General features: G+C 66.0%; 8 protein-coding genes. 7 read left to right on the top strand and 1 reads right to left on the bottom strand.

The features are described from left to right. Positions 1–50: 50 nt before the first annotated feature. A complete protein-coding gene (locus AB0B86_RS03065; protein ID WP_357404932.1) occupies positions 51–1,235 on the top strand; it encodes a hypothetical protein in 1,185 nt (394 codons plus the stop codon). Here AB0B86_RS03065 and AB0B86_RS03060 read toward each other — a convergent pair. Beyond that, positions 1,229–2,311, bottom strand: a complete 1,083-nt coding sequence (locus AB0B86_RS03060) for an NAD-dependent epimerase/dehydratase family protein (protein WP_357404779.1) — start codon at positions 2,309–2,311, stop codon at positions 1,229–1,231. The genes AB0B86_RS03065 and AB0B86_RS03060 overlap by 7 nt on opposite strands. Before the next feature lie 1,627 nt (positions 2,312–3,938). Between AB0B86_RS03060 and AB0B86_RS03055 the strand changes: the two genes are divergently transcribed. The 6 genes from AB0B86_RS03055 (at position 3,939) to dcm (ending at position 15,416) form a co-directional block, all read left to right on the top strand. Next, positions 3,939–4,586 (top strand): hypothetical protein, encoded by a 648-nt coding sequence (locus AB0B86_RS03055; RefSeq protein ID WP_357415072.1) that lies wholly within the window; start codon positions 3,939–3,941, stop codon positions 4,584–4,586. Beyond that, entirely contained in the window at positions 4,583–6,112 is a 1,530-nt protein-coding gene (locus tag AB0B86_RS03050) for a hypothetical protein (RefSeq protein WP_357415070.1), read from the top strand. The genes AB0B86_RS03055 and AB0B86_RS03050 overlap by 4 nt, the downstream gene beginning before the upstream one ends. Next, positions 6,109–7,806: an NERD domain-containing protein gene (locus tag AB0B86_RS03045; RefSeq protein WP_357415068.1), complete on the top strand. Its 1,698-nt coding sequence runs from the start codon at positions 6,109–6,111 to the stop codon at positions 7,804–7,806. Before AB0B86_RS03050 ends, AB0B86_RS03045 begins: the two co-directional genes overlap by 4 nt. Continuing rightward, entirely contained in the window at positions 7,803–11,243 is a 3,441-nt protein-coding gene (locus tag AB0B86_RS03040) for a helicase-related protein (RefSeq protein WP_357415066.1), read from the top strand. The genes AB0B86_RS03045 and AB0B86_RS03040 overlap by 4 nt, the downstream gene beginning before the upstream one ends. After that, positions 11,177–13,123, top strand: a complete 1,947-nt coding sequence (locus AB0B86_RS03035; RefSeq protein ID WP_357415064.1) for a DUF1998 domain-containing protein — start codon at positions 11,177–11,179, stop codon at positions 13,121–13,123. Before AB0B86_RS03040 ends, AB0B86_RS03035 begins: the two co-directional genes overlap by 67 nt. Before the next feature lie 532 nt (positions 13,124–13,655). Continuing rightward, positions 13,656–15,416, top strand: a complete 1,761-nt coding sequence (gene dcm / locus AB0B86_RS03030; RefSeq protein ID WP_357415062.1) for a DNA (cytosine-5-)-methyltransferase — start codon at positions 13,656–13,658, stop codon at positions 15,414–15,416. Positions 15,417–15,931 lie beyond the last annotated feature (515 nt).

The raw sequence follows: 15,931 nt of genomic DNA, 5'->3' as shown, positions 1-15,931 counted from the left end.
CGGAGGATTGGTCGCGACGCCGGTGCGACTCCTAGCATCACGGGGTGCGCATGACGTCGCTTGCCGCCCTGCTCGTCCTCGCTGTCGCCACGGCGACGCTGCCCGCCTGCGCGGCCAACGAGCCGGCCCCCGCCTCCCAGCCCGGTCCGTCCGCCGCTCCGGTGGTCCCGCCGACGGAGGCCCAGACCGCTGCGCCGCAGACCCGCGACGGCCTCGGTGGGCCGGGGCCCAGCGCGAGCCCGAAGCCCGCCGCGAAGGTGCTCGCGGCCGGCAACCCGAACGGCCACGCCACAGTCCCGGCCGAGGCCCGCGCGGTGGACACCTCGAAGCCGACCCGGACCATCGGCACCGGCACCCCGGCGAGCTGCACCTCCGCGGCGGTCGTGAAGGCCGTCGCGGCCGGCGGTGTCATCACGTTCAACTGTGGACCGGCCCCGGTGACGATCAAGATGACCGCCACCGCGAAGGTCCGCAACGCCAACGGGCCGAAGATCGTGCTGGACGGCGGCGGCACTGTCACCCTGAGCGGCCAGGGGCAGCGCCGCATCCTCTACCTGAACACCTGCGACGAGGCCCAGGGCTTCACCACCTCGCACTGCCAGAACCAGGACCACCCGCAGCTCACCGTGCAGAACCTCACCTTCGCCGACGGCAACTCCACCGGCGAGAAGGCCGAGGGTGGCGGCGGCGGGGCGATCTTCGTCCGCGGCGGGCGGTTCAAGGTGGTCAACTCGCGCTTCGTCCGCAACCGGTGCGACCGCACCGGCCCGGACCTGGGCGGCGCCGCCGTCCGGGTGCTGAGCCAGTTCGAGAACAAGCCGGTGTACGTGGTGAGCAGCACCTTCGACGGCGGTTCCTGCTCCAACGGAGGTGCGTTGAGCAGCATCGGTGTCTCCTGGGTGGTGCTCAACAGCGTGCTCAGCCACAACGAGGCGATCGGCAGCGGCGCCAACCCGGCCAAGTCCGGCACGCCCGGCGGCGGCAGCGGCGGCGCGATCTACTGCGACGGCAACGAGTTCACCGTACGGATCGCCGGGACGATCATCGAGAACAACAAGGCCAACGAGGGCGGCGGCGCGGTCTTCTTCGTCAGCAACAACCGCACCGGCACGATGACTATCGAAAACTCGACCCTGCGCCGCAACCCCAGCGGCAAGTTCGAGACCCGGGGCTTCCGCGGCATCTTCTTCCTGGGCGCCCGGAACCCCACTGTGACAGGTTCCAAGCTTCAGTAGGGGTTTCCCTGGCCCGGCGGGCGAGCCTGGAGCAGGGCGGCGGGGCGGCCGGGCAGGTCCCGTGCGCCGGACATCGGTGGGCTCGTCGTGTGGTCGCCGTCGGCCATCCCGGCGAAGAGTTCCTTGAGCGCCGTCAGCGCACTGATCTTGGGATGCCACCCCAGCTCGGTCTCCGCCCGCTCACTCGACATCAGCGGGGCGTTCAGGCCCAGCTCCACCCAGCCCGCGTCGACCGGCTGCAACCGCGCCCGCCAGGTCAGCGCCGCCGCCGCCCGCAGCACCGGCGCGGCGACCGGCACCGTCCAACCGTGGAAGTGCTGGGCCACCAACTCCGGGGTGAGCACCGGGTCCGCGGCGACGTTGAAAGCGCCGCGCACCTCACCCAGAACCGCCCGGGTGTACGCATCGGCCACGTCATCGGCGTGCACCGCCTGCATCCGCAACCGGCGGTTCGTCGGCACGAGCGGGATGCGGCCGAAGCGCAGCAGTCGCACCGGCGCCAGCGGGCCGAGAAAATACCGGGTGATCTCCGCACCGGCGGCCCGTTGGAAGATCAGCCCGGGTCGGATCCGCACCACCCGCAGCGTCGGGTGATCACGCTCGATCCCGTCCAGCAGCGCCTCCACCTCGGCCTTGTGCTCGCTGTACGACGAGCCGGGCACCCCCGTGGCCGGCCACCGCTCACTGATCGGGTGGTCCTTCGGGCCGGGTGCGTAGGTGCCGACCGACGAGGCGTACACCAACGCCGGCACACCAGCCCGGACCACCGCCTCGAACACCGCCCGACTGCCCTCGACGTTTGTGCGGCGCAGCACCCGCTGGTCGTGGCTGGGCTGGATCTGCCAGGCCAGGTGCACCACCGCGTCCGCACCCGCGAACACCTCGACGAGCTGGCCCGCCGCGCCGGGGGCGCCAATGTCGCAGGAGTGCCACCGCACCTGGTCGTACGGCTCACCGGCATCCGGGCCGGGCAACCGCCGGACCACCCCGGCCAACTCCACGTCCCGCTCCTGGCGCAGCCGCCGCAGCACCGCCGTACCGACATTGCCGCTGGCCCCCACCACCACGATCCGCATGCCCGACCCCGTACCCGCCCAGCAGCAGCTCAACCACCCACCCCGCAGGGTCCGCGGGCCCGGCGCGCGGCGCGGCTTGATCCACTCGGCCTCCTGAAAGTCGCGGTATCCCGGCGGGCTCGACACCCCGACTTCCGGAAACCCGAGTCGATCAAGGGCGAGGAGAGTCCCGGACCCAGCCGTGCTTCTCCGTCCCCCGCCGGCCAGTGGTAGCGGCCAGGCAACGCGGGCAGATCCAGCCCACCGCGTCAGCCTCCGTGAGCACATCGGTACCCGAATAATCGAAGCGCACATGCGGGAAACGACGCAGCCGGGTCCGGCTGAGAGCCAGGCCGCACACGGTCTGGTTCTGACCGGGCCGCCAGGCGTGCACCTCGCCCCCCGGCTGGCGTACACCGTCCGGCCCGACCTCCTCACCCGACGCCGCCACAGCCGGGATGCTGCTCGCCCTCATGCCCATCCCGGTTCCCCACCCACCCACACCCATGCGTCGCCTGATCGATTTCACCACCCCGGGCTCGGCGGTGACCCGCGATGGTCAGGCACGGCGAGCGCCCGCTGACGGCAGGCGTCGACGGCCGGCCGGAAGCCGAGAGTCGCCAGCGCTCACCGTCGGGTAACCTGAGCGCGCGGGCCGCTAGCTCAATGGCAGAGCTGTGGACTTTTAATCCACAGGGATTCCCGCATTGCATCGATATCTTTCGGGATTATTAGCGAGCTTACCTGCGGCGTTTCACCCCTTGCTTGATGAAGGGATGTCCTACGTAGACCCAGGCGCCTCGTGGGGTGCTCGTCCGTCAGGGGATGCGGTCGGTGGCAGTCTGTTGAAGTAGGCCGAGCAGACGCCTTTACGTACATGTCGAGTACGAGCCGGACTGAGACTCCCGGAATTTAGCGGCGAGCATGCGTTGACTGGCAGCCGAGGCGCTTGCCGGTCCCTTAAAAGCGAGACGACAGTCGGTTCTGGTGATCCAGGCCTTCCCGCTACAGGATGCTGTGCTGGGATGCCGAAGGCGTGATTCGGGTCTACCGGCGGGACGACACGGTCGGCGCGGTGACAAAGGACGACGCCGTCCGGCGCGCAGCGTGTACCCGAGGTCGCTGGTCGGGGCGCCGCTGTTCGGGTCACGCGGTTGCCTGACCTCGGGCGGGTGGTGGCACGTCTACGCCTTGACCAACGACACTCCGCATGCTCTCGACACCCTGGCCAACCGGTCGCGCCAACAACTCGCCGAGAACACCGACCCGCCCCTCGCGGCCAAGCTGACCGCGCCACGCCTTGCGTCTTTCTTGAAAATGCTCCTTGACGAGTGCCGCCGGAGCGTCTTAGGTAGCGGGAGGGTGAAAAGTGGCTAGTGTCACCGAACAGGGTGGGCTGGTCCTGCTTGACGGCAGGGCTGGTGGTGCGACGCCCGCGACATGGGCGGGGCAGCTTCTCGGTCTGGGAGCGCGGCTCGCCCGTCAACGGCGGCGTGATGGATGGCAACTAGTGGTGGCTGTGTCCGTGCCCACTCGTGACTACGCAGCGCTACTGATCAGCGCGGGCTGGGTCCTTGCGCAGCCTCCTGCACCCAAAGTTGACGTGCTAGCGACGGCAGGAGCGATCCCGCCGGGTACGCCGGCCCGGATGGCCACGTCCCAGCAGCTCGTAGCTGACCAGTTCTTCCGTATCGATCGAAGCCACGGGGAGCCCCGGATACATCTCGGCGGGACGTTCTGGAAGGTCGGGGCAGTGCATCACCTCGCCGCGGACCGGACGTTGTCCGCGGACCGCTTTGGCAGGCGTAGCGTTACCCCTCCCGGAAGCTTGATCAGGAGGACTGGCCACGGCGACAGCTGGCCCGGCGATCTCTGCGCGTCCAAGCCAACGGTATCTGTCGTAGGGATTCAATCACGACTGACGCCCGAGCTCGATATGCAGGCCGGCTGGGCCGGCTGCGAAGGCGGCTACGACCGGCTCCGCGACGTCCTGCGTCCCGATGACGGCACATCGCCGTTCTCGGCAAGCGCCATCGTTTCTGGCGGTAGAGACCGGTTCCCCGCGATGCCGGCAGACACACTGTTTGCCGTGCTGGATGGCGCAACCGCGATCCGCTGGCTGCCCGAGGTCAGGATACCCGTCGTGGTCGCGCTAATCGACCGCAGTTCAGCGGACGAGTCCGCAGCCATGACAGTGCTGCAGCGCCGTTCGATCGGCGAGCCTGTGGCCGTTGCCGGTCTGGGTTGGAGAGCCATCGCAGGCATAGAGGCACTGGCGTTCGAGGCGAGAATATGACAGCCCTCGGCTCCCTCGCAGACCTTTACACCGCTGCAGGCTCGATGGTGGATGACGACGGTGCTGTAGAGCTCGTAACGATCGCGGATGAGCAAGGTGCGGCACTCGATCGAGCGACCCGCCAGCTGGCTCTTGAGGTTGAAGGAGGCGAGTTCGAGCGCCTGCGTGACCTACTGGCGAGCGCCCGGCGGCTGCGGTGGCGGGTATCAGCCGCGCCGTTCCCCCCGGAATATGAGCCCGGCACCAACGACCTGGTCGCGGGGATACTGGACTTAGCAGAACAGTGCAAGCTGATGGCGGGCGGTGAGACGCGCCGGGTACTCGATGATCTCGCCCGCAGCGCGACCGCGCTGAACACGGCGAAGACATGTCCACTTGGCGATTTCCTTCTCGAGTCGCTGCGCGACGTGGACTGTGCTGGGTGCCTGGTCGTCGTGTCCGGCGCTCGAGCTGCGACCGCAACCCGATCCTGGTTCGACGTACTGGGTATACCGGTGCCGGTCATGAGCGACCGAGACAAGACAAGGTTGGAAGTCTTCCAGACGGCCTTCCTGATCGGCTCACCGCCGCTGTTCGGGCCGGCTGCCTTCGGCGCTCCGAGCGCTCGCAAGCTGGTGTACCTCTTCCCGTCATGGATTGCCGATCGAGGCCTTCCGATATCGCCCTTCTCTCAGTACGCGGAAGGCGGCATCAGGCCTCAAGCACGGCTCCGGAGGATCGGCTCGGAGCCGCTCATACCGCAACGGTTGAGGGATACGGAGGGCCAACTCGCTCCCGATCCCATCTGGAAGCAGGCCAAGGCAAGGCTGCCATATGGAGCAGACGAGGCACAGGCCCGGAAGATCCTTCTGTGCGGCGGGTTATCGATGATGCTCGACCTCGACGAGGGCGAATCCATCCGTGTGCTCGACCCTAGTCGCCCGGCTGGCTCCAGAGTCCAGATGCAGCAGGTCGATGCCGTGGGGCCGGGTTCGTACCTGGTTCTCAGGGAGGGCCACACTGACTCTGGGACGCTGTACGAGCGTGCCTTGACTCGGCTCAAGGACCAGGCGCCGCGCGTGGAGCAGTCGCAGGCGACGTGGAAGACAGCCCTGCACGACCGGCTCCAGGCGCTGGGACCAGGTGAAGTGGTCCGGCGGCTGCGGACCCAGGGTGTGCAGGCTGCGGCACAAGCGCCGGCATGGACAGCTCACACGCTGGCGCGACCGCAGGGTAGCGATGATTTCACGATCCTTCTGCGCTGGCTCGGGCTGCCAGCCGAGCCGCACCGCCGCCACGCCGACATGCTGAGGCGAGCCCGGTACCAGGCCATGAGTGACATCCGGGAGGCGCTCGAAGCGGCTCTGGGAGATGCGGACATGAACGAGCTCCAGCGGACAGGTATCCTCAGGTTGGATCTAGACATCGAGGGTTTTGCAGGTATCGTCGCCACTCGCGTCCTCGCTCTCTCGCCGTACCTTGACGTGGTTCCCAGGTCGGAGCTGCGGATCCCGAAGGGGGATGAGAGCGCCCGATGGCTCGAATGATCCCTCCCCTCATCCGCGAGGACTCAGCACCGGGCGAGAGGTTGGTTTTCCAGCGGTTGGCGAGTGACCCGGTCACGGAGAACTGGGTGGTGTTGCACTCCCAGGATCTCGCCGAGCACGTCCGCCAGGTGCAGGGAGAAGCGGACTTTGTCGTAATCGTGCCAGGACGTGGGGTCGCGGTCATAGAGGTGAAGTCGCACAGGCGTGTGGCGCGACGCAGCGATGGCCAGTGGCTCCTTGGCAGCATGCCCCCCACCACTCGGGGTCCGTTCCAGCAGGCAGATGAGGCGAAGCACAGCATCAAGGCATACCTGCGGCGCAAGGGGGTTGATCTCCGGAGCACGCCACTTGTCTCCGGCGTGTGGTTTACGCACACTAGGGCACGAGCCGAGTTGCCGTCCGCCATCGAATGGCACACATGGCAAGTCCTCGACCGCGACGACCTCCAGGCAGGAGCGGGACAGGCCGTCCTGCAGCTGCTGGAAGGCGGGCGCCAGCACCTGTTCGACCGCGTCCCGGCTATGGCCGCCGCAGCAAGCGGGCCGAGCGGGGACGTCGTTGAATCACTTGTCGCTGCGCTCCGGCCGCGGTTTGAGCTCGGCGCCGGCTCGGCCGATCTGCGGCGCGAGCGGGATGCCCAGCTGTCCGCATTCCTAGAGGAGCAGTACCAAGCCCTCGACGCGATGGAGGACAACCCTCGCGTGCTCTTTACCGGTCCGGCCGGGTCCGGAAAGACCTTCCTGGCTCTCGAGGCCGCACGGCGGGAGGCCGCTTCCGGAGCGGCAGGGTGGTTGTTGTGCTTCAACAGGACCTTGGGCACGTACCTCAGTCAGCGCAGCTCAGCCGCTCCCAGGCTCGATACCGGGGCCTTCCACGCGGCGCTGCTCCGCCTCACCGGTCAGCAGCCGCCGACCGACGCAGGCGCCGATTTCTGGCAGGTACAGCTCGTTGACGCCGCCATCGAAAGGCTCCTCGATGGAGACCTTACGCGCGACTATCTCGTTGTCGACGAGGCTCAAGATTTGTGCACGCCCGCGTACCTTGATGTCCTCGACCTCATGGTTGAGGGTGGTCTCGCCGGCGGGCGCTGCCTGATGTTCGGGGACTTCGAGCGCCAGTCTCTTTACGGGTTGCTTGACGGGCGCCAGGAGCTGGGGACGAGGATCCCGGGTCTACCAACGTTCACCCTCACGGCGAACTGCCGCAATCTCCCACGCATCGGCTCGGCTGTGGAGGTCCTCACCGGCATGGAGCCGGGTTACAAGCGGTTCCGCCGCCCGGACGATGGGATGCAACCCAGGTACTACTGGTACTCCGACCCGCAGGAGCAGCGACATCTGCTTGTTCAGGCGGTCCGCGAGTTGCGCGACGAAGGTTTTCGGCTCGATGAGATCGCAATCCTCAGTACGCGAAGGGTCCGGTCCGCAGCAGCCCAATGCCAAGATCCATGGCTGCGTCCGCTACTAACCCAGACGGAAGCCACGATGCCCGGGAGGGTGCGCTACAGCACCGTGCACGCCTTCAAGGGGCTGGAAGCTCCGGCCGTTATCGTCACCGACCTCGACCGACCCGCCACGCCGGCCTTTGAGGCTCTGCTGTACGTGGGTCTTACCCGCCCGACGGACCGCCTGTCAGTGCTCGCCACTAGAGAGGCTCTAGCTGGGAAGATACTGGGCGAAAGTAGGCAATCATGACCCCGCGTGACGTCATGGACGCGGCTGTCCGCCGCGAACTATTCGGACCAGCCGACGGCGAAACCCCTCGAGGTAAGCCCCTGGATATCTCATCCGGCGTGGTGTCCTTCGAGTCCTGGAACGAGACACGCGGGCCATGGCACGACGCCGCCACCCGCCAGGAGATCCTCAGCGAGATCGAGCCGCTGCGCCGCTACGGCGTGGGGGTGCTTCATCCCAAAGGAACGGCAGCTGAAGGCAACCTCGCAGGGATCACCGGCCTACCCGCGGACGAAGACGTCGAGGATGCCGTCGACGTCCCGCAGTTCCAGCTGCGGACTGCTCCTGAGGCAGACAGCGACGACTTCGACCTCAGCGATGCCAACTCCTTCCAGCCCAGCGCCATTGCGATTTCCTTCAAGGTGCGCCTGCCACCGGGCAGCTTCCTGGGCATCGATGCCAGCGCGGCCTCATACGACGGCATCACCGTGCGGGTAAAAGGAGCCAAGCGGGAGCCGCGGTGGTGGGTGCGGCGCCCCTTCACGCTTCAGGCGCGAGCCGACGGGGGGGAACTGCTCCAGCGGACCGAGCGGCTACTCGGCCTAGCGACCGAGCGCACGGGCCAGACGCTGACCACACCCCAGTTGCAGGCGTACAGCCGTCCGGTGCCTGGAGACCCTGATCCCGCTTGCCGCCTCGTGACGATCGCGCTCGTCAATACCAGCCAGGCAGCCGGCTCAGGCGGAGCTATCTTCCAAGCCACCTTCGCCATCCGGCCCCAGGGCGGCGCCCGGGTGGAGCCCTACCCCGAACCGCCGATGCCCGGTGGTGCAGGTGAGGAGGAGAAGTCCATCGCCCTGCTCTACCGGAAGAAGCTCACATTCGCGGTCGGTCACGGCTGCGCAGCAGGATGGGACGAGCCCACCAAAGGCGCCACGCCAGCGGTACGCGCGGAAGCTCTTCCGGCCTATGAAGTTCCCAGCCTCACGCCCGACATCGTTGGGCAGGACAGCTCGGGACAGCGAGTCGAACTGCGCGCCAGCATGGCGGCGCTGGCTGCCGAGGACCACACTGAGGCACGCGCGCAGATCGGGCTGATCCTCGACGGCTATGAACTGTGGATCGAGCACCGGGAACGGGAAGCCGCTGCACTTGAGGACCGCTTTCAGGAAGCCGCCCGGCGGCACATTAGCCTGTGCCGGCAGGCTCTAGGGCGCATGCGGCGAGGTTGGGAGCTGGCAACGACAGACCCCCTCGCGTCCCGCGCGTTCCGGCTCGCCAATCGCGCCATGCTGTTCCAGCAGATCAGGTCGCGCTTGAAGGTCAGGGACATCACGGTCAGCAAGGACGGCCTTCTCGAGATCGACGGTGATCAGCCCGAGCCCGTCGCGCCCCAAGGTACCGGTCTTTGGCGGCCCTTCCAGATCGCCTTCGTCCTCGCGAGCCTGCCCGAGATCGTGTACCCCGAACGAGAAGAACGCGACATCGTTGACCTGATCTTCTTCCCGACCGGTGGCGGTAAGACCGAGGCGTACCTCGGCGCCGCTGCGCTCAGCATGATCGCCCGCCGGCTACGCAACCCCGATGATGCCGGCACCGAGGTGTTGATGCGCTACACGCTGCGCCTGCTCACCGCGCAGCAATTCCTGCGCGCGGCTGCCTTGTCGTGCGTACTGGAGGACATTCGCACCACTGAGGGCGACCTAGGGAAGGAGCCTTTCTCGATCGGAATCTGGCTTGGCTCATCGACGACACCCAATACATGGCGGCAGGCCAAGGCCCAACTGCGGGCGCTGCAACGCAGCCCGCGCGAGGAGAATCCGTTCCTGCTCCTCAGATGCCCTTGGTGCGGAGTCAGGATGGGGCCCGTCGGCGCGGTTGGCAGGCACAACAAGCACCAGGTTGCGGGTTATGTGGCAGTGGGCAACACGGTGCGGTTTCACTGCCCTGATAGGGAGTGCCGCTTTTCTGGCCATCGCGGAGGCCTGCCAGTAGCCGTTGTCGACCAGGACATCTACGAGCGCCAGCCAACGCTGGTCATCGGCACCGTGGACAAGTTCGCGATGCTGGCCTGGCGACCCGAGGCGAGAACCCTTTTCGGGATCGACCCCGACGGGCACCGCCGCTGCTCCCCGCCAGGGTTGATCATTCAGGATGAGCTTCACCTGATCTCCGGGCCGCTCGGCTCCATGGTCGGTCTGTATGAGCCGGTCATTGAAAACCTCTGTACCGACCAGCGGCTCGACACCCCGGTGAAGCCGAAGATCGTAGCCTCGACCGCCACTATCCGCCGGTACGAGAAGCAGATTCGCGATCTGTACGGCCGTGATCGGGTCGCGCTGTTCCCCCCGCAAGGGCTGGAGGAGGGAAAGTCGTTCTTCGCGGAGCCGGCACAACTCGCGGACGGGTCACCGGCACCCGGACGGCGCTACATTGGTGTGCTCAGCCCATCGCTGGGCTCGATCCAGACGGTGCAGGTGCGCGTAGCCGCCGCCACGCTCCAGGGCGCCCGAGAGATCCCCGAGGCGAGTCGCGACGGATACTGGACGAACCTCAACTTCCTGAACAGCCTGCGCGAACTCGGCAACACCGTCTCGTTGCTGCAGTCGGATATCCCTGACTACCTGACTGGGCTGCGGAAGCGTGAGGGCATCGACCCCGGGGACGTCCGATGGCCTCGGAACGTCATCGAGCTCACGAGCCGGCGCCGCAACGATGAGATCCCTAGGGCGATCGAGGAACTCCAGCTCGAGCACGGCAGCGACGGCTGCATTGATGTATGCCTTGCCTCCAACATCATCGAAGTGGGCGTTGACATCGACCGGCTCGCACTCATGACTATCATCGGCCAGCCGAAGACGACCGCCCAGTACATCCAGGTCAGCGGCCGTGTTGGGCGCAAATGGGAGCAGCAGCCCGGCTTGGTGATCACAATTTACGGCGCGGCCAAGCCGCGTGACCGCAGCCACTACGAGCGCTTCCGCACCTACCACCAGCGCCTGTATGCGCAGGTCGAGCCGACCAGCCTTACACCGTTCGCCCTGCCCGTGGTGCACCGGGGCCTGCATGGCGCGATCGTCTCGCACGTCCGGCAGTCAGCGCCGGAAGGACTGCCGGTTCACCCGTTCCCGAGGGAGCGCTTCGATGCCGCAGTCGAGATCCTCCAGGCCAGAGCCAGCGTCGCCGACATAGCCGACATAGGGCCGCTGCGGGACGTGGCAGCTCGCCGGAACCGGGAGTGGTCCCAATGGGAGAGAACGGACTGGGACGCCAATGCGATCGGAGGTAATCCTCAGCAGGGCCTGATGAGGTATGCAGGCTCCTCGGCAGAATCCGGTGCCAGGGTACCGGTGTGGGACGTCCCGACAAGTATGCGCAGTGTCGATGCTGAGTGCGAGCTGCGCATCAGCGCGCTGTACGCGATGGAGGCCGCAGCCGAGCAGGAGGAAGCGCCTTGAGCAGCGGTCGCATTCGCAGGGCGCAGCTCGTCGCACCTTTCGGCGTCGGGGCTATGAGCATCCTGGTGAACGGAACTTCCGTGATTACTGGAGGCCTTGATCACTGGTACCACACCGATGACCAAGCCAACCTCTACCCCGACGAGTTCGTCGTCGACGAGTGGCGCCTGCAGGAACGGCTGCGAGTACGGCAGCTGCGCCTGCCCCCGGCCCGTCGTACACCGCAGCGCGGCGGAGGTCAGCAGCACAACGTCAACCTGTCTGTTCCCGCGCTTCGGTTCCCGTGCTGGTCGTTCTGCATCTACTGCAAGCGTCTCGACGAGAGCCCGCTCAGCATGGCCCAACCGGTTCGCTGTCCCGACCAGAAACACGAGGGAAAGCGGTTTGGGCCCGTCATGTCACAAGTGCCCATCGTGGTTATCTGTGAGCGAGGCCATCTCGATGACTTCCCCTGGCGCGAGTGGGTCCACAAATCAGTGCAGCCACAGTGCCGTGGTGTGCTCCGCCTCCTCTCCCGCGGCGGAGGCACTCTCGGCGGCCAGGTCATCAAGTGTGACGGCTGCGAGGACGAGCGCACGCTCGAAGGCGTGACCACCGCTCAGCCCAATCGCGGAGGCCCCGAGGAAACCACGCTTTCCAAGCGTCTCTCAAGCGAGGGAGAGTACCTATGCCGGGGAAGTAGGCCATGGGCCGCCGACGCCGGCTCGGGCTGCGGCTGGCCTCTGCGCGCGGCGCTCCGGGGTGCCGGAAACGTGTACTTCCCCAAGGTCGAGTCGTCAATCTTCCTGCCACGTGTCAAGGGAGGCGCCAGCGCAGAGGTACTCGATGTCTTGCGCCGGCCCGACGTCCAGACCCGCATCCAGCTACTTCACGAGGTTCTCGGCTCCGTACCCCTCACCAAGCTCAGGGAGTCCACGCCGTTAGAGCTTCTCCAGCCATTCTCCGACGAAGAACTCCAGGCGGGTTTGCAGGACCTGCTCGGCGAACCCAGCCACGACGGCGAACCCGCCGATGACGGCGAGGACCTGACGCCCGCCGTCGCTTGGCGCCGGCCCGAGTACGAGCTGCTGCGAGAGACGCCAAAACATGCTGATCTCACCGTGACCAATCCCGGCGTCCCAGTATCACAAGTAGGCCGCATTGGTCGCGTGAGGCGGGTGGAGGTGCTGCGAGAGACCCGTGCTCTGCGGGGATTCACCCGCGTTCGCGACGGCAACCTGCGGCTCAGCGAGGGTAAAGCACTTCTGCGCAGGCGGAGGCTTCCCCCAGCACACGACTGGCTACCCGCCTACGTGGTACGAGGTGAAGGAATATACGTCGAGTTAGACCCCTCAGCGCTCGTAGAGTGGGAGTCACGCGAAGACATCCGTTCCCGTGCCCAGGGCATTGCCGTCAACTTCCAGACGGTGCAGCAGAGCCGCGGGCTGCAGCCACGCGAAGTCGCGCCGCGCTTCCTGCTCATCCACACTCTCGCGCACCTGCTGATCAACGAACTCATCTACACCTGCGGCTACAGCTCCGCGTCCCTGCGTGAGCGCCTTTACGTCACGGCGGAGCCTGGGCGGCAGATGGCGGGCGTCCTCATCTACACCGCCGCCGGCGACTCGGAAGGCACCATGGGCGGCCTGGTGCGCATGGCGAACCCCGACAATTTGGAGGCCGTCCTCGCAACGGCGATCGGCAAAGCACGCTGGTGCTCCACCGACCCGGTCTGCATGGAACTCGGCGAGGCCGGCCAGGGGCCCGACTCCTGCAACATGGCCGCCTGCCACGGATGCGCCCTACTACCAGAAACTAGCTGCGAGGAACACAACCGGTTCCTCGATAGAGGGCTCGTCATCGGTACCTTTAACCAACCTGACCTTGGGTTCTTCTCGTAGTCCGCTACCTCTCCGGGATGCTCGTTCCTGCGACAGCCATCCTGGAAGGAGCCGCGCGTCAGGCCGCGCCAGCCGCGATCAACTTCTCGCGTCGCTCGCTTCCTGCCGCCCAAGGTCTCAGTCCCATGCAACTCAGACCGCAGCCGCAATGGCCATCGCCCCCTCCTGCAGCACAGCACGGGCGACCCTGAAACGCATGCCACCACTGACCAGAGGTGAGAGAAGCCGTTGTCCCGACTGTGCGAACACTGGCATGTCGGACTAATCGGACACGCCCTCCGCGTGAAGTTATTGACCTTGCGCCCGTCGCACGGCAGGATCACAGACAGCTGTGGCCGGGTCAGCGCCGCAGCCATTTTCATGCCAGAGGCCCCTGGCCGCTCAGGGGACGCATGGACAGCCAAAGTAAATTACCGTGACGTAAGCGGCTGAGGGTGAGGACCGGGTGCCAACGAGACGTAGCGGTACGGTCGCCGATGAGGGCGGCCTCAGCGTCTTCCCAGAGCAAGCTCCCCAGGGAACGATCCTGCGGATGGCCGAGCTGCTGGAGGTCACCTACCGCTCCGCCGACCTAGGCAACATCGCCGACGACGTCCTCAGTGAAACCCTCTACATCCTTCTCAGCCTGCAGACGCAGGAGCCGGTGTACCAACGCATGTGGGGCGCGTTGCGAGAGCGGTTTCCTGCGTGGATCGAAGCTATGAAGGCGCCGCGTGAGGACTTGGAGGGCGTGCTGCGGATAGGCGGCCTGCAGCACCAGCGTGCGGTTAAACTGCAAAGCATACTCCGGGCAGTCCATGACGACAACCTCAGCCGGGGCGTAGGACCTGCCGCAGGAGAAGACCTGACGTTGGAATATCTGCGCAAACTAAACGCAGAGGACGCCGAACGCTTTTTGCTCAGCCTGCCCGGCGTCGGGATTAAATCGGCCCGCTGCGTCGAATCGTACGCGCTCGGCCTTGACCGTTTCGCAGTCGACACCCATATCCAGCGGATATTCAATCGGCTAGGGATTGTTAAAGACGCGCGGGCAAAGTTCGATCACGATGCCTTTGAAGAGGTAGTCCCAGCCCGACTACGTCGTCAGCTGCACATCAACATGATCCACCACGGGCGAACTGTATGCAGTAGCAAGCCGCAGTGTGGCAGCTGCGTCCTCGTCTCGTTCTGCCCCCCAGCATCCCGCCCAAACAGCCCTGCTTCACGGCGACTGGCGGCAGCGCCGAGGAAGCGACAGCCAGTCGCGATCGATTTGTTTGGCGGTGCCGGAGGGCTGGGGCACGGCTTCACGAAGGCCGGTTACAGAATCGCACTTGCCGTGGAACGCGACCGTCATGCCGCTCAGACATACCGCGCCAACAACCCCGGAGTCCCAGTAATCGAGGCCGATGTCGCGACTCTTAGGGCAGGCGATATCCAGCAAATCTGCCCCGACCTCGGAGAGCCGGACGTAATCTTAGCTGGCCCACCATGTCAGGGTTACTCACACGCGGGTTTGCGACAGCCTGAGGACGCAAAGAATGAACTATTCGAGCACGTGGTGCGTCTTGCCGAGGAGCTTGACGTCCGCTACATCGTGCTAGAGAACGTCCCCGGATTGCGGCGGGTCAACGGTGTCGAATTCGAGGACCGCATCCTCCGCCGCTTACGAAGAAATTACAACGCCGAAGTGTATGAGCTGCTCGCGGCGCACTTCGGAGTACCACAGAACCGGCGTAGGCTCTTCTTCCTAGCGCGGCGCAAGGATCTCGGTGCGGCCCCATCCGCGCCGGCACCGACCCATCGCGTGCCAGGAGCGGCAGCCGACGCCAACGGCCAGGCACTGCTAGACACTCCCCGTCTTGAAGACGTGCTACGCGGCCCGCTGGAGCTTCCCGCTGCGACCGACGCTGAGTACAAAGTCCTGCCCGATGGAAGCGTCCTTCGGAATGCCTCCACGATGAAGCACTCCGACAAGGTGATCGAAAAAATCGAGAAGATCGAGCGAGGGCAAGGGCCTATCTCCTACCGTCGGCTGGAACTTGACCTTGCACGCACTCTCGTTGCTGGCCATCGTGCTCTTCCGGTGCATCCGTGGCTACACCGCGCGATATCAGTGCGCGAGGCCGCACGCATCCAGGGTTTTGAGGACGACTACTTCTTCTGCGGTCCGCGATGGGAACAGCCGCTGCAGGTGGCGAACGCCGTACCCCCACCCGTTGGCCATGCCGTAGCGAACCACCTGAACGGGTACATGGATGTAGACGACCAGAAGACCCACGGGCAGGGGCACAAGACACCAACCCTCTCCTAGGGTTTGACTTCCGCCCAAGTGTGCCGGCCTATCCCTCTCGCTGCGGCTAACAACAGGATAGGGAGCGGAAGCGGTAGAGCCCAGCCAACAGCGCTTACTGATCCCCCAAAGGCTAACCCACCTCCCAGCGCAGATCGGATGCCTGCGTCCCGGTATCTGCCGGCCCTGCACCCACTCCCCCGAACCGCGAGGCAGCGGCCGGGGGTCCGACAACCACGGCAGAGCGCATGCACGGGCGTGTGCATCTAACGGCACCTCTCGGCTGTCAATGCCTTGACACAGAGAAATGCCGTTGGCGAAAACGGCCCGCATGCACAGGCACGGGAGGATCGCGAGCGCGACCCTATGAGCTGGCTCGGCGTCCCGCCGGTTTCCACTTGCCAACACGGAGGGCGGTCCATGGTGTCGATCGCTCTTGGCGGGGCTGTCTCGCTAACGGTGTTTCCGGCGATCTTGGTTAGTAGGTTTCAGCGGCTGGGAAGCGGTCGCTGAAGGTGATGGCGAAGGCGTTCAGG

The organism is Micromonospora sp. NPDC049047, from assembly GCF_040649135.1.
Classification (GTDB): domain Bacteria; phylum Actinomycetota; class Actinomycetes; order Mycobacteriales; family Micromonosporaceae; genus Micromonospora.
The sequence above is the reverse complement of the archived record's forward strand: the minus strand, read 5'-3'. Positions and strand labels throughout refer to the sequence as shown.